Here is a 17008-nt window from a genome sequence, read left to right as displayed (position 1 = left end):
TCCATGGCCGACGTAAAAAAGCTGCCGTACTACAAACCGAAAAAGGGGTTGTTCGGATCGGAGTTGAGGGAATACAAGGGTTCCCAAGGGTGCGTCCCGCTTGATACGCAAAGGAGCGTATCGATCGACAGGCTTGCACCGGGGGAAAAGCCGCCGCCACCGCCTCCGAAGGCGATTTCCAAGCCTTCGAATGCCCCGAAGCCCCCAGCAGCACCTCAACCGCCGCCACAAACCGATCAGGCAAGAACCAAGGGACCGCCGACGCAGGCGGAATCGGAGGTTTGTGAAAACCCGCCGCCTTTCGATCTCCAGGACGTGCCGATTGCGATGGACAATCTGGGCTGGAAGGTTTCAGCCAGGCTTGCGCGAATCTGGTTTGCGGGCGCGGCGCATACCTACAATGACGATCCAACGTCGGTCCAACCGATGAACAACGACGACGTTACCCTTGACTGGGTATTGAAATTCGGAAATGTCAGAAAAAAATACGAGAAACTTCTTGCGAGCGATATCTACAGCGAGCGCGCCATACGCACAGCATCAGATATCACGAAGTCTTTTGTCAAAGAGCTATTTTTTGACAGAAATTCGACATTCAATTTCAACACCACCTCGTTTACAGGAAATTTGCAAAAATTTCATAACACCTGGCAATTTCAGCTATCTAAAATAGGAAATTTTGACACACTGGAAAATCTTTCCCCAACGGACCTCACAGGAGCATTGGCCAACTTCAACATTTATGCAGACATTGGAAATGTTGAAATTTCCAGTGAAAAATACTTCAGATATGAAAAATCAAGCACCTTTTATTGCCTAAGCGCCACTGGGAAAATTACGCATATCTATGTTTACGTAAAAGACAACTACTCATTCAACGGAAAACAGTATTTGGGCCACTGGAACAGGCATGGGGTGATCATCGCCACAGGGTCGCTTCTCACCGGATCAAGTTCGCCAAAGCGAGAATTCGACATTGATATTTGGTCAAAAAATATCAAAAATCCAGTCGACACACGAAGAAGTCCGTTCGGAAAATTCAAAAAAAACGACGTTTACTTTCCGATCTACAACGCAGACTACAGTCGCTGGCGAGAGAGGCATCACAGAGGCAGAGACTTCATGATATATTCAAGTCCAGTCTATTTGAAGCTGAAGAGGCCGATCGATCTTAATCTTGGTGAAATATGTCGAATAGAATCATCAGATACATTGGCCTAGCCATTATCATTTATATATGCACAGGTTTGATCATTCATTTCAGTCGCCCCACCTACGGCCGATGCGACTTCTATGACCGCCCTGATACATTGGATGGCGGCATAAAAAATATGAATGGCGTTTGGTATCGATTCAAGCTGTGTGGCACTGACGGGAATGATCAGGATTCGACCGACGACAACATCGAACTAAGAGTGTTTAGTGAAAATGGCGAGCTTCTTGCGAGGCGATATTTCTCCGTCAACTGGTATCACGGAGATAGCTCTCACCCGCCCCTGCGTTACGAGGGTAATCTGGTTCGCTATATCGACTTGACCGATGAATCGAATTACAAAAAACATCTGACGATCCCCCCCTCCAAGTGGGATTGGCTTCGCGCCAGATTACCTTTGTTTTAAAGTTTACATACTAAGCTTTGATTTATAAGAAACAAAGCCCCGCTAGCGGGGCTTTGTTTCTCGACAGACGGCTCGGTCGAATCAACGACGAGAGTACCGACCGACCCGTGAAACAGGTCGCATCAGCCCGCAGATCCGCGGCAATTCACCTCGTCACGCTCAAGCCACCCGAAACGCCCCCACCGCGCGCCGCAGCCCATCCGCCTGCTCCTCGAGCGAAGCCGCGGCCGCGGCCGCCTGCTCGACGAGCGCCGCGTTCTGCTGCGACACCTGATCCATCTGCGACACCGCGCGGTTCACCTGCTCGATCCCGTCGCGCTGCTCGCTCGACGCGGCCGCGATCTCCGTCATGATGCCCGTCACGCGGCCGATCGCCTGCTGGATGTCCTGCATCGTCGTGCCGGCCATGCCGACGAGCCGCGAACCGGTCGCGACACGTTCGACCGATTCGCCGATCAGCGTGCGGATTTCCTTCGCCGCGGACGCCGAGCGCTGCGCCAGCGTGCGCACCTCGCCCGCGACCACCGCGAAGCCGCGGCCCTGCTCGCCCGCGCGCGCGGCTTCCACCGCCGCATTCAGCGCGAGGATGTTGGTCTGGAACGCGATGCCTTCGATCGTGCCAATGATGTCGGCGACCTTCTGCGAGCTCTGGTCGATCTCGTTCATCGTGCCGATCACCTCGCCGACGACCGTCGCGCCGCGCGTCGCGATCTCGCTCGCGCTGTCCGCGCAGGCCTGCGCCTCGAGCGCGTGGTCCGCGTTCTGCTTCACGGTCGCCGTCAGTTGCTCCATGCTCGCGGCCGTCTGCTGCAGCGCCGACGCCTGTTCCTCGGTGCGCTGCGACAGGTCGGTGTTGCCGGCCGCGATCTGGTGCGTCGCCGTCGAAATCGCTTCGGAGCCCTGGCTCACCTGGCGCACCGTATCCGCGAGGCTGCGCTGCATGCCCGTCACGCCCTTGACGAGTTCGGCCATCTCGTCACGCGACGACCAGCGCACTTCCGACGTGAGGTCGCCGTCCGACAGCCGGCGGAAATGCGACAGCAGGCGATTCACCGGTTGCGTGATCGCGAAATGCAGCCCGATCGCGCAGCCGAGGCACGCGGCCAGCCCGAATGCGATGCCCGCGATCGCGCCCATGCGCATCCAGCCGTAATAGGTCTGCGCGGTGTCGTACACGTCCTTGCCGCGCGCGGCCTGGTACGCATCGAGTGCGTCGGTCGCCTGCGTGAGCGCGACCGACAGCGGCGGCGCGACGGTCATCAGCAAGCGGTCGGCTTCGTCGCGCCGCCCTTCGCGGATCGCATCGATCATCGGCTTCAGCGCCTGCCCGATCAGCGCCTGGCGCGCGGCATCGAGGCGGCTCGCGAGCGGGCCCTCGTCGCCGTCGTGCGGCATCGCCGCGTAGTTGCGCCATGCCGTGTCGGCCTTCGCGAGATAGCCCTCGGCCTTCTTCACGAGCTCGGGCACCTCCGGCGCTTCCGGATGCAGCAGCGCACGGTCGAGCGTGGTGCGCACGATCGTCAGGTTCAGGCTCGCCGCGGACAGCGCGGTCTTCGCCGCCAGTTGCCGCGTATAGGCCTCGTCGAGTGCGCGGTTGGAGCTCTGCATGCCGGCGAGGCCGATCAGCCCCGACACGACGAGCAGCACGGCGACGAGGCCGAGCGTGGAGAAGATCCGCGTACGGATGGAGAAACGGGAAAACAGGGCGTTCAGGTTCATGACGGCACGTGAGCGGTGAAAAGAGCCGCGGCAATCGGTCCGCGGCCCTCTCTATTACGGTTTGCCTGCAAAAAACTTGAGTCCGGCCCTGCCTTGCGGCTGATCGTGGTCAATTTTTCCGGCGGCAATCTCCCGTTACGACTGCAACATATCAAGGCTGGGCAGAAATTGACTAGTCAATCATTCACGGCTATATTTCGACCCAATTCCCTGCCATGGCAGATATCTCGATGACCCCTGACACCCTCCTCACTCCGCCGGCCGCCGACGCGGCCCGCCGCGACGCGCCGACCGGGCTGATCGTCGCCGCGCTGCTGCTCGTCATGCTGCTGTCCGCGCTCGACCAGACGATTGTGTCGACCGCGCTGCCGACGATCGTCGGCGAACTCGGCGGGCTCGACCAGTTGTCGTGGGTCGTCACCGCGTACCTGCTGTCGTCCACCGTCGTGCTGCCGCTGTACGGCAAGCTCGGCGACCTGTACGGCCGCAAGATCGTGCTGCAGGCGGCGATCGTGCTGTTCCTCGCCGGCTCCGCGCTGTGCGGCGTCGCGCAGGACATGACGCAGCTGATCGTGCTGCGCGCGCTGCAGGGGCTCGGCGGCGGCGGCCTGATGGTCGTCACGATGGCCGCGATCGGCGATCTGGTCCCGCCCGATCGCCGGGCGCGCTACCAGGGGATGTTCGGCGGCGTCTACGGCCTCGCGACGATCGTCGGGCCGCTGCTCGGCGGCTTCCTGGTCGAACACCTGTCGTGGCGCTGGATCTTCACGATCAACCTGCCGCTCGGCCTGCTCGCGCTCGCGGTGATCGGCATGGCGTTCCGGCCGCACACCGCGCACGTGAAGCACCGGATCGACTACATGGGCGCCGCGTTCCTCGCGACCGCCCTCACCTGCGTGATCCTGTTCACGAGCGAAGGCGGCTCGCTGCTGCCGTGGACGTCGCCGCAGCTGTGGATGACGCTCGTGCTCGGCCTCGTCGCGATCGGCGGCTTCATTTATGAAGAGCGCTTGGCGGCCGAGCCGATCATGCCGCTCGACCTGTTTCGCCACCGCACCTTCGTGCTGGTCAGCCTGATCGGCTTCGTGGTCGGCATCGCGCTGTTCGGCTCGGTCACGTTCATCCCGCTCTACCTGCAGGTCGTGAAGGGCTCGACGCCGTCGCAGGCCGGCATGCAGTTGCTGCCGATGATGGGCGGGATGCTCGTCACGTCGATCGCAAGCGGACGGCTGATCTCGCGGCTCGGCTCGTACCGAATGTTCCCGATCGCGGGGACGCTGACCGGCGGCGTCGCGATGGCGCTGCTGTCGACGCTGACGCTCGACACGCCGCTGCCCACGATGTACGCGTACATGGCGCTGCTCGGGATCGGCCTCGGGATGGTGATGCCCGTGCTGACGCTCGCCGTGCAGAACACGGTCGAATTCCGGCACATGGGGGTGGCGACGTCGGGCGCGACGCTGTTCCGCTCGATCGGCGGCTCGCTCGGCGTCGCCGCGTTCGGCGCGCTGTTCTCGCACGGGCTGCAGTCGCGGATGACGCATGCGCTGCCGGCCGGCACGGAATTGCCGCCCGCGCTCGGCCCGGCCGCCGTGCATCAGTTGCCGGATGCCGTGCGCGACGCGTATCTACATGCGTTCGCCGGCTCGCTGCACGTCGTGTATCTGTCGGCCGCGACGGTCATCGCGATCGCGTTCGTGCTCGCGTGGTTCGTCGAGGATGCGCCGCTGCGCAAGCACCACTGAGCGGCGGGCGGCTCGCGACGCGACCGTCGAGCCGCGTCGTGAGCAACCCGCGCCCGTCGTCACGCCAGCAGCACGACACCGCCCGTCGTCGCGCGCGACTCCAGCAACCGGTGCGCATCGGCCGCCTGTTCGAGCGGCAGCCGCGCGCCGATCTCGACGTGCATGCCGCCCGCCAGCCGGTCGAGCGTCGCACGCGCGGCGTCCCGATAGGCGCCGACGTCGCGCGCGATGAAACCGAGCACGCTCGGTCGAGCAAGCGCGATCGAACGGGCCGGGCCCAACTCGTCGAGATCGAACGTCTGCCGTGCGCCGATCGCCGCCACCTGCCCGATGCTCGCGACCATGCCGAATGGACGAATCGCCCCGAGCGTACGGGTCAGCACGTCGCCGCCGATTCCGTCGATCGCGTAGTCGACGCCCGCGCCGCCGCCGAACGCCCGCGCGGCAGCAACGAAATCCTCCTCGCGATAATCGACCACCGCTTCGGCGCCGTGCATGCGCACGAGCGCGGCTTTCGCGGCCGATCCGACCGTGCCGATCACCCGCGCGCCGAGCGCACGCGCCCACTGCGTCGCGAGCAGCCCGACGCCGCCGGCCGCCGCGTGCACGAGCACCGTATCACCGGCGCCGACCAGCCGCACGCGATGCAGCAACATGTAGACGGTGATCCCCTTCAGCAGCCCGGCGGCGGCGGCTTCGTCGCTCAGCCCGTCGGGAATCGGCAGCACGCGCTCGGCCGGCATCGTGCGCAGGCTCGCATAGCTGCCGGTCGGCATGCCGGCATAAGCGACACGCTGACCGGGCACGAACTCCGTCACGCCCGGCCCGACCGCGTCGATCACGCCGGCCGCCTCGACGCCGAGCGCGTCCGGCAGCGCGGGCAACTTGTGCGCGCCCGTCCTGAAATAGATGTCGACGAAATTCACGCCGATCGCGGTCTGGCGAATCCGCACTTCGCCGGTCCCGGGTAACCCGACGGGCGCATCGACGCGGCGCAGCACGCCGGCATCGCCGTAACGGTCGATCCCGATCCGGATGGCGTTGGCAGTTGGGGGCATGACGTTCCTCGCTATCGAATGAAGTGACACGATGATCTCATCGTGCATAATCGAACGGAATTCACGCTGAGCGCCCATCTACTGTGCAAAATTCGACCGATCACGATTCTGCCAACATACCCGCGCCGCCGATGAGCTGGGACGACATCCGCTACTTTCTGGCGGTGATGCGCGGCGGCAGCCTGTCGGCCGCCGCGCGAGCGCTGCAAGTCCAGCATTCGACGGTCGCGCGGCGCATCGACGCGCTGGAATCGGCACTGGGAATCCGGCTGTTCGACCGGCTGCCGCGCGGCTGGCCGGCGACCGACGAAGGGCTGCACCTCGCCGAGCACGCCGCGCGCCTCGAAGCCGACGCGCATGCGTTCGCGCGCGCCGCGCAAGGGGCGGCCGCGCTCGACGGCGTGGTGCGCGTATCGGCGTCGCCAGTGTTCGCCAGCCATTTCCTCGCGCCGCGCCTGGCCCGTGCGCAGCGCGCGTGGCCGGCGCTGCGGATCGACCTGATGGGCGAGATGCATGCGGCCAACCTGTATGCGCGCGAAGCCGATCTCGCGGTGCGGCTGTCGCGGCCGAGCGAACCGGGGCTCGCCGCGCGCCGGCTCGGCACGATGCGCTTCGCGCTGTGCGCGGCACCGGAATGGGCGGACGCGCCGCCCGACACCTGGCCGTTCGTCGGCTACGACGACGCGCTCGCGCAAACGCCGCAGCAGCAATGGCTCGAACGCGTCGCGGCCGGGCGCCGCTTTGCATTCGTCGCCAACGACCTCGCCGCGCAGCATCGCGCGTGCGCCGCCGGGGCCGGCGTCGCGCTGCTGCCGCGGTTTCTCGTCGACGATCCGGCCGCGCATGCCGGCGCACCGCTCGTCGAGCTGACGGCCGCGCCGCGTTGCGACATCGAGCGCGAAATCTGGCTCGTCGTTCATCCGGACGTGCGCCGCTCGCCGCGCGTGCAGCGCGTCGCCGACGTGATCGCCGATGCGGTTCATGCGGCGGACGGCCGGCTGTAAGCCGCCGAACTCGCCGAAACCGCAAACGGCTTTGCCACGCGCGTCGGCGGCCGGCATAGTAGCGTTTTGACTTCGCCCGCCCTGCCGCCATGTCTACCGCTCCCACCTGCGTCGTGCGTGACGCGACCGACGCCGACCTCGATGCGATCCACGCGATCTATGCACACCACGTTCACCACAGCGTCGCGTCGTTCGAGGAAACGCCGCCCGACGTCGCCGAACTGCGCGCACGCCGCGACGCGGTGCTCAACCACGGGCTGCCGTATCTGGTCGCCGAATGCGACGGCCGCGTGGCCGGCTACGCGTACGCGACGCCCTACCGCACGCGCAGCGCGTACCGCTTCGCGATCGAGGATTCGATCTACATCGACGAGGCGCAGCGCGGCCGCGGCATCGGCCGCGCGCTGCTCGAGGCGCTGATCGCGCGCTGCGAAGGCGGCCCATGGCGGCAGATGATCGCGGTGATCGCCGACGGCGGCACCGGCGGCTCGACGTCGCTGCATCGCGCGTTCGGCTTCGAACCGGCCGGCCTGCTGAAAGCGGTCGGCTTCAAGCACGGCCGCTGGATCGACACGGCGCTGCTGCAGCGCCCGCTCGGCGACGGCGCGAATACGCGCCCCGCCTCGCCCGAGCCTGCCGCCGCGCGCTAGAATGGCCGCATGTCAAAACAGACTCATTCCACGCCCGACGAGGCCACGCCGGATTCCCGCAACGAGTACACGGTCGACGAGCTCGCGCGCGTGTCCGACACCACCGTGCGCAACGTCCGCGCCTACCAGGATCGCGGGCTGCTGGCGCCGCCGGAGAAACGCGGGCGCGTCGGCATCTACGACGACACGCACGTCGCGCGCCTGAAGCTGATCAATCATCTGCTCGCGCGCGGCTACACGCTGTCGAACATCCAGGACCTGATCAAGGCGATCGACGAAGGCCACGACCTGCGCTCGATCCTCGGCCTCGAGAACGCGATCGGCGGCCGCTGGTCGCACGAGCTGCCGAAAACCTACTCGCTCGCGCAACTCGCGCAGATGTTCGGTGCGCAAGCGACCACGCAACTGTCTCGCGTGACCGAGCTCGGTCTGCTCGAACGGCGCGGCCTGTCGTTCGTCGCGAAAAGCCCCGCGCTGCTCGAGGCGGCGGCCGCGATGACGAAGGAGGGAATTCCGCCGCGCGAGCTTCTCGACGTGATCAGCCTCGCGCGGCCGCATTTCGACGCGATCGCGCGGCTGCTCGTCGATCTCGTCGTGAAGCGGCTCGACCGCTACGACGCCGGTACGCTGCCGCCGGCCACCGACGTGCCCGAACTGGTCGACGCGATCTGGCGGCTGCGCCCGCTCGCGGCCGTGTTCGTCGAAGGCGAGACGAACCGCGCGCTCGAAACCGCGGCCAGCGCGTATCTCGGCGGCCGGGTCGCGACGATCCTCGACAAGAAGCTCAGCGACGAAGCCGCGCGGCAGTCCGGCGCGCCGGATACGTCCGATCCGGCAGGCCACGACGACAAAGCATAGGGCCGACGCCGTCATATCCATATCGGCAATGCTTCGTTTGCGGGCACGATCGCCCATGCGACGATTCTTCCAACCGAGCGGCACCGGCCGCTCTCCGAAGATGCCTCGCATGGAGTTCATTCGATGATTCGTTTCACCCGCTGGATCACCCGCGCCGCCGCCGTCTCGCTGGTTGCCTTGTCCGCCGCGTCGGCGTTCGCGCAAGGCGGCGCCGACAAGATCGTGCGCATCGGTTATCAAAAGGCCGGCCTGCTGTCGGTCGTCAAGGCGCAGGGCGCGCTCGAAGCGCGGCTCAAGCCGCTCGGCTATGGCGTCCAATGGTTCGAATTCCCGGCCGGCCCGCAACTGCTCGAAGCACTGAACGCGAACAGCATCGACTTCGGCTACACGGGCGCGCCGCCACCCGTGTTCGCGCAGGCGGCCGGCGTGCAGTTCGTCTATGTCGGCGCGGAACCGCCGGCGCCGCACAACGAGGCCGTGTTCGTAAAGGCCGATTCGCCGATCCGGACGGTGGCCGGCCTGCGCGGCAAGAAGGTCGCGCTGCAGAAGGGCTCGAGCGCGAACTACCTGCTGCTCGAGGCGCTGAAGAAGGCCGGCGTGCGCTATGACGAAATCCAGCCGGTGTATCTCCCGCCGGCCGACGCGCGCGCCGCGTTCGAAAGCGGCAACGTCGACGCGTGGGCTGTTTGGGACCCGTACTACGCGGCCGCGCAGAGCGCGCTGAAGGTGCGCACGCTGTCCGACTACACGGGGCTCGCGGCGACCAACAATTTCTACGAGGCGACGCGGAGTTTCGCGCAACAGCATCCCGACGTGGTCGGCGCGATCCTGAAACAGGCGCGCGAAACGGGCCTGTGGGTGAATGGGCATCCGGCCGACACGGCCGCGCTGCTGGCGCCGAAGGTCGGGTTGCCGCAGGCGCTCGTCGAGACGTGGATCAAGCGCGTGCCGTTCGGTGCGGTGCCGCTCGACGAGCGCATCGTCGCCGCGCAGCAAGGTGTGGCCGATGCGTTCTACGCGGCGAAGCTGATTCCGCAGAAGCTGAGCGTGGCCGACAACGCCTGGGTCGACAAGAACGTTGCGAGCGCGCTGGCGGCGAAGTAACGTTCGCGCCCCCATCCATCAGCGGGCCGGCCGGGCGCGATGCCCCGCCGGCCGCTTTCATGTCCCGCGCGGCACGCGTTCAACGCAACGCGTTCGCCACCTTTTTCTGCCGCCACAAACAAAGCAGATCGCAAGCGACATGCGCGGCCGCGATCGCCGTGATGTCCGCATGATCGTACGCGGGCGCCACCTCCACCACATCCGCTCCGACCAGATTCACCGCCCCGAGCGAGCGCACGATCGCCAGCGCCTGCGCTGACGACAAGCCTCCCGCCACCGGCGTCCCCGTTCCCGGCGCGAACGCCGGATCGAGGCAATCGATGTCGAAGGTCAGATACGCAGGCCGCGCGCCGACGATCTCGACGATCCGCTCGACCGCCGCCCGCGCACCGTGGTCATGCACCCACGCGGCATCGAGCCGCTCGATCCCGAGAAAGTCGTCGTTCCACGTGCGGATGCCGACCTGCACCGACGTCGCGGGATCGATCAGCCCTTCCTTCACGGCCTTGTAGAACATCGTCCCGTGATTGAGGCTGTCCGGATCGTCATCGGCCCACGTATCGCAATGCGCGTCGAAGTGAATCAGCGACAGCGGCTTGCCGTAGCGCTCCGCGTGCGCGACCAGCAGCGGATACGTGATGTAGTGATCGCCGCCGAGCGTCAGCATCTTCGCGCCCGAGCGCAGGATCGTGCGCGCATGCTCGATGATCGCCGGCTTGATCGACAGCGGATTGTGCGCGTCGAACCAGCAGTCGCCGTAGTCGACGGCCGCGAGATCGTCGAACGGATCGAAGCCCCACGGATACGGATGGAGCTCCGCGAGCTGCACGCTCGCCGCGCGGATCGCGGCCGGCCCGAGCCGCGCGCCGGAACGATAGGTCGTCGCGAGGTCGAGCGGCACGCCGGAGATCGCGACGTCGACGCCGTCGAGCGCACGCGAGTAATTGCGGCGCATGAACGACAGCACGCCCGCATAGGTGTTTTCGATCGAGGAACCGTACGGCGTCGTGCGACGGATCGCGCCGTCGCCGTGGAGAAGTTCGGTCATGGTCGGACCTGTTTTCGTGGGGAGCCGGCGCCACCCTTCGCATCAGCGCGCGGGCCGGGCACGGCATGGATTCATCGGCACGCCCCGGCTCGCGCATCCGGTCGCGCGGCCAGGCGGGACATCGACAACGGCAATACCGCGGCGATCATAGCAAGCCGAATCGCAGCCGTTGCCCCGGTTCAGCCGGGGCAACGCACGGAAAAACCAGCGGCGGCATCGCGGCTCGTCGCCGTCGTTTCCTAGAAGGATTCGCCGGTTTTCGCGCATCCGTTCTTCCGGATAATGGCCGGCAGCCGCGCCCTCGACGGCGCGCCGTCCACCGCGGACGGCAACAAACCGGAGACACCCGCCTTGATCGCCACGCTTCCCGCTACCTACCGCCGGCTCTGGCCGCTCGCCATCGCCGCGGCGTTGCTGTACGGACTGTCGCTCGCCGCCGCGCCCTATCCGGGCCAGGCCGCCGCGAAAGCCGCGATGGGCATCCTGCTGCTCGCGGCGGGCAGCACCTGCGGCGCGCCGCGCGAACGCGCGTGGCTGTGCGCGGCGCTCGCGACCGCCGTGCTCGGCGACGTGCTGCTCGCGCTGCCCGACTGGCCGCTGTCGTTCGTCCTCGGCCTCGGCGCATTCCTGCTCACGCATCTGTGTTATTGCGCGATCTTCTTCCGGTGGCGCGCGCGGCCGCACGGCTGGCGCATCGTCGCGCTCGTCGGGCTGTGGATCGCCGCGCCGGCGTTCTACGCGGCGTTCTTCCCGCACCTCGGCGAGCTGCTGGCGCCGGTCGCCGTCTACATGCTCGTGCTGTGCGTGATGGCGAGCTTTGCGCTCGCTGCCCGCACGCGCGGCCCGCTGGTCGCCGTCGGCAGCCTGATCTTCGTCGGCTCCGACACGCTGATCGGCGTCGGCCGCTTCCTTGGCGGCTTTCCGGGCATCGACTATCTGATCTGGGGCCTCTACGCGCTCGCGCAGGTCACGATCGTGGCCGGGGTTTTCCATGAGACGGCCGCCCGCTCGATCCGTCCCTGATACCGTTTCAAACGGACCGTCGTACGCCGGCGGTCCCGTTTCTTTCCCGTCTCGCCCTGCCGACGGCCTTCTCCGGCCATCCCGCATTGCGGAAACCGGGCCGTTCCAAACCCCGCTCAGCCTTTTCCCGTCTGGCTTCCGGCCCTTAGAGCGCCGCTTCTACCCTCTTGCGGTTTCCGGGTTCACCCACTATCGTTACATCAAACAATGTAACATTCAAAAATGAGCCAAATCGGAGACACCCGGATGAATGCTCGCACGTTGCCTTTCGGTCCACCCGGCCATGACGGCCTGGACGAAACCATCGACATCGCCATCATCGGCACCGGCTTCGCCGGCCTCGGGATGGCGATCCGCCTGAAACAGACAGGCGTGACCGACTTCGTCGTCCTCGAGAAGGCCGCGTCGGTCGGCGGCACGTGGCGCGACAATCATTACCCCGGGTGTGCATGCGACGTGCAATCGCACGTCTATTCGTTCTCGTTCGCGCCGAACCCGCGCTGGACGCGCATGTTCGCGCCGCAGCCGGAGATCCGCGCGTATCTCGAAGACTGCGTGCAGCGCTTCGGCGTCGGCCCGCACCTGCGGCTGAATCACGAACTGCAGCGCGCCGAGTACGACGAAGCCGCGCAACGCTGGCGCCTCACGTTCGCGAACGGCAAGCGGCTGTCCGCGCGCGTGCTGGTGTCGGGAATGGGCGGCCTGTCGCGCGCCGCGCTGCCGGCGATTCCCGGCGTCGAAAACTTCCAGGGCCGTGCGTTCCATTCGCAGCAGTGGGATCACGACTACCCGCTCGAAGGCAAGCGCGTCGCGGTGATCGGCACCGGCGCGAGCGCGATCCAGTTCGTCCCGCAGATCGCGCCGCGCGTGAAGGAACTCACACTGTTCCAGCGCACGCCGCCGTGGATCATGCCGAAGCCCGACCGTAACCTGAGCGGTTTCGAGAAATGGCTGTTCCGCACGCTGCCGTTCACGCAGAAGGTCGTGCGCAGCGGCATCTACTGGATGCTCGAATCGCGCGTGCTCGGCTTCGCGATCCATCCGTCGCTGATGAAGAACGTGCAGAAGCTCGCGCTGCGCCACATCCGCAAGCAGATTCCCGACCCGGAGCTGCGCAAGGTGGTGACGCCGAACTACACGCTCGGCTGCAAGCGCGTGCTGATCTCGAACGACTACTACCCGGCGCTGTCGCGCAAGAACGTCGACGTGATCACGACCGGCATCGACCATATCGAAGCCGACGCGGTCGTGACGACCGACGGCAAGCGCCATGAAGTCGACTGCCTGATCTACGGCACCGGCTTCCAGGTGGCCGACCCGTATCCGCGCGGCGCGATCATCGGCCGCGGCGGCCTCGACATCGTCGATGCGTGGCGCGACGGCGCGCACGCGTATCTCGGCACGACGCTGCCCGGCTACCCGAACTTCTTCATGATCGTCGGCCCGAACACGGGTCTCGGCCACAACTCGATGGTGTTCATGATCGAGTCGCAGATCGAATACATCCTCGGCGCGCTGCAGGCGATGCGCCGCGAGCGCGCGGAGGCGATCGAGGTGCGCCCGCTCGTCGAGGCGCAGTTCAACAGCGACCTGCAGGGCAAGCTGAAGAAGGCGATCTGGTCGACGGGCGGCTGCAAGAGCTGGTACCTCGACCCGCGCACCGGCAAGAACACGACACTGTGGCCGGGCTTCACCTGGCGCTTCCGCCAGGCCACCGCGCACTTCTCGATCGCCGATTACCACGCGTATCGCGCACCGCACGACACGACCGCGCGGCCCGCCGCCGCGCCGGCCGCTTCCGCTTCCACGTCCGCCGAAGCGGTCTGAGCCAGACAAGGAGCCACGACATGAGAGATTTCGCCAACAAGGTCGCCGCGATCACGGGTGCCGGCTCGGGCATGGGCCGCGCGCTCGCGATCCAGCTCGCGCAGGCAGGCTGCCATGTGTCGCTCGCCGACAAGAACGGCGTCGGCCTCGCCGAAACCGAACGGATCGTCCGCGCGATCGCGCCGAACGTGCGCGTGTCGACGCGGGTCCTCGACGTCGGCGATCGCGACGCGATGTTCGCGTGGGCCGACGACACCGCGAAAGAGCACGGCAAGGTCAACCTGATCTTCAACAATGCGGGCGTCGCGCTGTCGAGCACGATCGAAGGCATGGAATACAGCGATCTCGAGTGGATCGTGAACATCAACTTCTGGGGCGTCGTGCACGGCACGAAGGCGTTCCTGCCGCACCTGAAGGCATCGGGCGACGGCCACGTGATCAACACGTCGAGCATCTTCGGCATTTTCGCGCAGCCGGGCATGAGCGGCTACAACGCGACCAAGTTCGCGGTGCGCGGCTTCACCGAATCGCTGCGCCAGGAGCTGGACATGATGAAGTGCGGCGTGTCGGCCACCTGCGTGCATCCGGGCGGCATCCGCACGAACATCGCGCAGTCGAGCCGCGTCGCGAAGAACATGGTCGGCTTCATCGTCGAGAGCGAACAGCAAGGCAAGGACAGCTTCGAGAAGTTCTTCATCACGACCGCCGACGACGCCGCGCGCACGATCCTCGCCGGCGTGCGCAAGAACAAGCGCCGCGTGCTGATCGGCCGCGACGCGAAGGGCGCGGACTGGATGGCGCGCATCCTGCCGGCCGCCTACCAGGCGCTCGTCGTGCTCGCGACCCGCCGCGAGGCCGCGAAGGCCCGCCGTGCCGCACGCGGCACGCCGGCGCCGGCCCCGGTGCACGCCACCTACAACAATGCAGGCAATCAGGGAGAACAATCATGACGACACCGAACATGATGCCCGTGCGGCGCGACATCCGTTTCGCGCTGCCACCCGAACGCGCGAAGGACTGGCACGTGCAGGGTGTGCCGGTCACGCACTTCATGAATGCGCTGTCGCTGCTGTTCCCGGCCGGCGAGCGCTTCTTCATGGATTCGGTACGCAACTACCGCGACCGGATCGAGGACCCCGAACTGAAGAAGCAGGTGATCGGCTTCATCGGACAGGAAGCGATGCACACGCGCGAGCACATCGAGTACAACGACCTGCTGCAGGCGTCCGGCCTGCCCGCGCACAAGCTCGACAAGCGCCTGTGGACGATCCTCGGCTGGTTCAAGAAGGTGCTGCCGCACTCGATGCAGCTGGCGATCACGATCGCGCTCGAGCACTACACGGCGATCCTCGCGAACCAGTTGCTGTCGGGCCACGAACACCGGATCGACGGCTCGGTCGAGGGCTACCAGCAGATGTGGATGTGGCATGCGATGGAGGAAACCGAGCACAAGGCGGTGTCGTACGACGTGTGGCGCACCGTGATGAAGCCGGGCCTCGGCAGCTACCTGCTGCGTACCGGCACGATGCTGACGACGACGGTGTTCTTCTGGACGATCGTGTTCGACTTCCATGTGCGGCTGATGCGCGCGCACCGTCGCGAACACGGCAAGTTCGGCGGCATGTGGCGCCTCGTGAAGTATCTGTACAGCCCGAGGACCGGCGTGTTCCCGAGCATCGCGCGCGAATGGCTCGACTACTTCCGCCCGGGCTTCCACCCGTGGGATCACGACAACCATCAATATCTGCAGGAGCTCGACACGCTGCTCGAGAACATCGACGCGACCAACGCGCGCTATGCGGCGCAGGCCGCCCCGCGCCGCGTGCCGCTGCACTCGGTTGCGCAGGCATGACGCCATGGCGCGCGCTCACGAGATGCTGACCGTCCAGTCCGGCGACGTGAAACTCGCCGTCTACGCCAGTGGGTCGCGCCGCGCGCCGCCGCTGATCCTCGTGCACGGCTATCCCGACTCGGCGGCCGTGTGGGCGCCAATCCGCGCGCGGCTCGCGAAGCGCTACCGCGTGATCGCGTACGACGTGCGCGGCGCCGGTGCATCCGATGCGCCGCGCCGCCGCGCCGACTACACGCTCGAGCGGCTCGCCGGCGACCTGCGGGCGGTGGCCGACGCGACCTGCGGCGGCCGGCCGTTTCACCTCGTCGGCCACGACTGGGGCTCGATCCAGTGCTGGGAGGCCGTGACCGACCCGGCGTTGCGCGGCCGCATCGCGTCGTACACGTCGATCTCGGGCCCGTGTCTCGATCACGTGTTCCGCGCGAAGCTGCGGCTCAAGCAGAGCCTGAAGTCGTGGTACATCGGGTTCTTCCATTTGCCGGTCGTGCCGTCGCTGGTGTGGCGGCTCGGCGGCGCCGCGCTGTGGCCGCACTGGCTGCAGCTCACCGAACGCGTGCGCGCCGAGCGCGATCCCGTGCAACTGAAGAATGCGTTGAACGGGATGCAGATGTACCGCGCGAACTTTCTCGCGCGGGCTCGCAAGCCGCGTGAGCGGTACGCGCAGGCGCCGGTGCAGATCCTCGTTCCGGTGCGCGACCGCTACGTGACGCCCGAAATGTCGGTCGACCTCGACCGCTGGCTCGGCGAGCACGTGCGCGAGGAAATCGACGGCACGCACTGGATCGTGCTGCGCCATCCGGACCTGATCGCGTCGCGGATCGACCGCTTCGCGTCCGCGCATGAACGGCCCGCGGTCGCGGCAGTACCGGCGGCGGCGCCAGCCGCGCAAACGGGGGCCGCAGTTCAGCGCAGCGGCGGCAGGCGCTTGAACAGCGTTTCGTAGTCGATCACGAGCCCGTCGTCGTCGATGTCCATCTCCGCGGTGAAATTCCGGAAGATGCCTTCGTAGCGGTAACGGCGGCCCGGTTCGATGCACGCGTACGCCTGCTTGACCGGCGTGACCGTCAGATCCGGCGTCGAGATGTACGCGACGTCGATCGGCCGCCGCTCGCCGCGCGCGAGCCCGAGGCGGCCGATCGGCAGCGAATTCGTAAACGGCGTCGCGGCGATGTCGATGTCGATGCAGCCGTCCAGTTCCGGCAACGCATGGCCTGAACCGTCGCGCCAGTGCCCGGCCCCGTCGCCGTGCAGTTCGAGCGTGCCGCCGCCCATCACCTTCAGCACCGCGTAGGTCACGCGCCACTGCGGATCGCACTCGACCCGGTACGCGAGTCCGTACGCGCGGCCATACCGCTGGCCGACCACGGCGCTTTCGACGACGATTGCGCCGCTACTGCGGTCGAACGTCAGATGTTCGACCCCGTCGCCTTCGAGCGACGCCCACCGCACCTCACGCATCTTTCCGCCTCCCGGTTTTCGCACTGCGGAGCATCGTCGCACA

15 protein-coding genes are annotated in these 17008 nt (G+C 66.4%); 11 read left to right on the top strand and 4 right to left on the bottom strand.

The features are described 5' to 3' along the window. The first annotated feature begins 3 nt into the window (after positions 1 to 3). The gene (locus HWX07_RS03870) at positions 4 to 1221 is read left to right on the top strand and encodes a DUF6402 family protein (RefSeq protein ID WP_175875242.1); all 1218 of its coding nucleotides are present in this window, start codon (positions 4 to 6) and stop codon (positions 1219 to 1221) included. 557 nt (positions 1222 to 1778) lie between these two features. On the opposite strand, the gene HWX07_RS03865 is transcribed toward HWX07_RS03870, so the two are convergent. Beyond that, positions 1779 to 3338 carry a methyl-accepting chemotaxis protein gene (locus tag HWX07_RS03865; protein WP_124460564.1) on the bottom strand — a complete coding sequence of 520 codons (1560 nt, stop codon included), beginning with the start codon at positions 3336 to 3338 and terminating at the stop codon, positions 1779 to 1781. 230 nt (positions 3339 to 3568) lie between these two features. Between HWX07_RS03865 and HWX07_RS03860 the strand changes: the two genes are divergently transcribed. After that, the gene (locus tag HWX07_RS03860; RefSeq protein WP_175875241.1) at positions 3569 to 5083 is read left to right on the top strand and encodes an MDR family MFS transporter; all 1515 of its coding nucleotides are present in this window, start codon (positions 3569 to 3571) and stop codon (positions 5081 to 5083) included. A gap of 59 nt (positions 5084 to 5142) precedes the next feature. Here the strand turns inward: HWX07_RS03860 and HWX07_RS03855 are convergent, their stop codons facing one another. Further along, the gene (locus HWX07_RS03855; protein WP_175875240.1) at positions 5143 to 6141 is read right to left on the bottom strand and encodes a quinone oxidoreductase; all 999 of its coding nucleotides are present in this window, start codon (positions 6139 to 6141) and stop codon (positions 5143 to 5145) included. A 131-nt stretch (positions 6142 to 6272) separates the two neighbouring features. Between HWX07_RS03855 and HWX07_RS03850 the strand changes: the two genes are divergently transcribed. The 4 genes from HWX07_RS03850 (at position 6273) to HWX07_RS03835 (ending at position 9757) form a co-directional block, all read left to right on the top strand. After that, positions 6273 to 7145: a LysR family transcriptional regulator gene (locus HWX07_RS03850; RefSeq protein WP_175875239.1), complete on the top strand. Its 873-nt coding sequence runs from the start codon at positions 6273 to 6275 to the stop codon at positions 7143 to 7145. Positions 7146 to 7234: 89 nt separating this feature from the next. Then, the gene (locus HWX07_RS03845) at positions 7235 to 7795 is read left to right on the top strand and encodes a GNAT family N-acetyltransferase (protein ID WP_175875238.1); all 561 of its coding nucleotides are present in this window, start codon (positions 7235 to 7237) and stop codon (positions 7793 to 7795) included. Positions 7796 to 7804: 9 nt separating this feature from the next. Beyond that, positions 7805 to 8653 (top strand): MerR family transcriptional regulator, encoded by an 849-nt coding sequence (locus HWX07_RS03840; RefSeq protein WP_175875237.1) that lies wholly within the window; start codon positions 7805 to 7807, stop codon positions 8651 to 8653. Positions 8654 to 8776: 123 nt separating this feature from the next. Continuing rightward, positions 8777 to 9757: a sulfonate ABC transporter substrate-binding protein gene (locus HWX07_RS03835; RefSeq protein ID WP_175875236.1), complete on the top strand. Its 981-nt coding sequence runs from the start codon at positions 8777 to 8779 to the stop codon at positions 9755 to 9757. 79 nt (positions 9758 to 9836) lie between these two features. Here HWX07_RS03835 and speB read toward each other — a convergent pair whose 3' ends face one another. Then, entirely contained in the window at positions 9837 to 10805 is a 969-nt protein-coding gene (gene speB, locus HWX07_RS03830) for an agmatinase (RefSeq protein ID WP_175875235.1), read from the bottom strand. 351 nt (positions 10806 to 11156) lie between these two features. On the opposite strand from speB, the gene HWX07_RS03825 reads away from it, so the two are divergent. The 5 genes from HWX07_RS03825 to HWX07_RS03805 all read left to right on the top strand — a co-directional run bounded on the left by HWX07_RS03825 (position 11157) and on the right by HWX07_RS03805 (position 16450). Then, positions 11157 to 11828 carry a lysoplasmalogenase gene (locus HWX07_RS03825; RefSeq protein WP_006478756.1) on the top strand — a complete coding sequence of 224 codons (672 nt, stop codon included), beginning with the start codon at positions 11157 to 11159 and terminating at the stop codon, positions 11826 to 11828. A 246-nt stretch (positions 11829 to 12074) separates the two neighbouring features. Further along, on the top strand, positions 12075 to 13655 hold the full coding sequence (locus HWX07_RS03820) for an NAD(P)/FAD-dependent oxidoreductase (protein WP_175875234.1): 1581 nt from the start codon (positions 12075 to 12077) through the stop codon (positions 13653 to 13655). Positions 13656 to 13675: 20 nt separating this feature from the next. After that, positions 13676 to 14605, top strand: a complete 930-nt coding sequence (locus HWX07_RS03815) for an SDR family oxidoreductase (RefSeq protein WP_011694774.1) — start codon at positions 13676 to 13678, stop codon at positions 14603 to 14605. Beyond that, positions 14602 to 15507, top strand: a complete 906-nt coding sequence (locus tag HWX07_RS03810; protein ID WP_175875233.1) for a metal-dependent hydrolase — start codon at positions 14602 to 14604, stop codon at positions 15505 to 15507. The genes HWX07_RS03815 and HWX07_RS03810 overlap by 4 nt, the downstream gene beginning before the upstream one ends. Before the next feature lie 4 nt (positions 15508 to 15511). After that, entirely contained in the window at positions 15512 to 16450 is a 939-nt protein-coding gene (locus tag HWX07_RS03805) for an alpha/beta fold hydrolase (protein WP_175875232.1), read from the top strand. Here HWX07_RS03805 and HWX07_RS03800 read toward each other — a convergent pair. Continuing rightward, complete coding sequence (locus HWX07_RS03800; protein WP_175875231.1) at positions 16411 to 16965, bottom strand: putative glycolipid-binding domain-containing protein; 555 nt, start codon at positions 16963 to 16965, stop codon at positions 16411 to 16413. The two genes, HWX07_RS03805 and HWX07_RS03800, sit on opposite strands and share 40 nt — an antisense overlap. Positions 16966 to 17008: the final 43 nt, after the last annotated feature.

Origin of the sequence: Burkholderia sp. BCC0097, assembly GCF_902832985.1 — a bacterium.
GTDB lineage: Bacteria > Pseudomonadota > Gammaproteobacteria > Burkholderiales > Burkholderiaceae > Burkholderia > Burkholderia orbicola.
Note: the sequence above shows the minus strand (reverse complement) of the source record. Positions and strands in the feature narration are given on the sequence as shown.

Coding starts and splice junctions, on each gene's coding strand:
- HWX07_RS03870 (WP_175875242.1), top strand. CDS start 4: ATGGCCGACGTAAAAAAGCTGCCGTACTACAAACCGAAAAAGGGGTTG.
- HWX07_RS03850 (WP_175875239.1), top strand. CDS start 6,273: ATGAGCTGGGACGACATCCGCTACTTTCTGGCGGTGATGCGCGGCGGC.
- HWX07_RS03865 (WP_124460564.1), bottom strand. CDS start 3,338: ATGAACCTGAACGCCCTGTTTTCCCGTTTCTCCATCCGTACGCGGATC.
- HWX07_RS03845 (WP_175875238.1), top strand. CDS start 7,235: ATGTCTACCGCTCCCACCTGCGTCGTGCGTGACGCGACCGACGCCGAC.
- HWX07_RS03815 (WP_011694774.1), top strand. CDS start 13,676: ATGAGAGATTTCGCCAACAAGGTCGCCGCGATCACGGGTGCCGGCTCG.
- HWX07_RS03805 (WP_175875232.1), top strand. CDS start 15,512: ATGGCGCGCGCTCACGAGATGCTGACCGTCCAGTCCGGCGACGTGAAA.
- HWX07_RS03800 (WP_175875231.1), bottom strand. CDS start 16,965: ATGCGTGAGGTGCGGTGGGCGTCGCTCGAAGGCGACGGGGTCGAACAT.
- HWX07_RS03860 (WP_175875241.1), top strand. CDS start 3,569: ATGACCCCTGACACCCTCCTCACTCCGCCGGCCGCCGACGCGGCCCGC.
- HWX07_RS03840 (WP_175875237.1), top strand. CDS start 7,805: ATGTCAAAACAGACTCATTCCACGCCCGACGAGGCCACGCCGGATTCC.
- HWX07_RS03820 (WP_175875234.1), top strand. CDS start 12,075: ATGAATGCTCGCACGTTGCCTTTCGGTCCACCCGGCCATGACGGCCTG.
- HWX07_RS03835 (WP_175875236.1), top strand. CDS start 8,777: ATGATTCGTTTCACCCGCTGGATCACCCGCGCCGCCGCCGTCTCGCTG.
- speB (WP_175875235.1), bottom strand. CDS start 10,805: ATGACCGAACTTCTCCACGGCGACGGCGCGATCCGTCGCACGACGCCG.
- HWX07_RS03810 (WP_175875233.1), top strand. CDS start 14,602: ATGACGACACCGAACATGATGCCCGTGCGGCGCGACATCCGTTTCGCG.
- HWX07_RS03855 (WP_175875240.1), bottom strand. CDS start 6,141: ATGCCCCCAACTGCCAACGCCATCCGGATCGGGATCGACCGTTACGGC.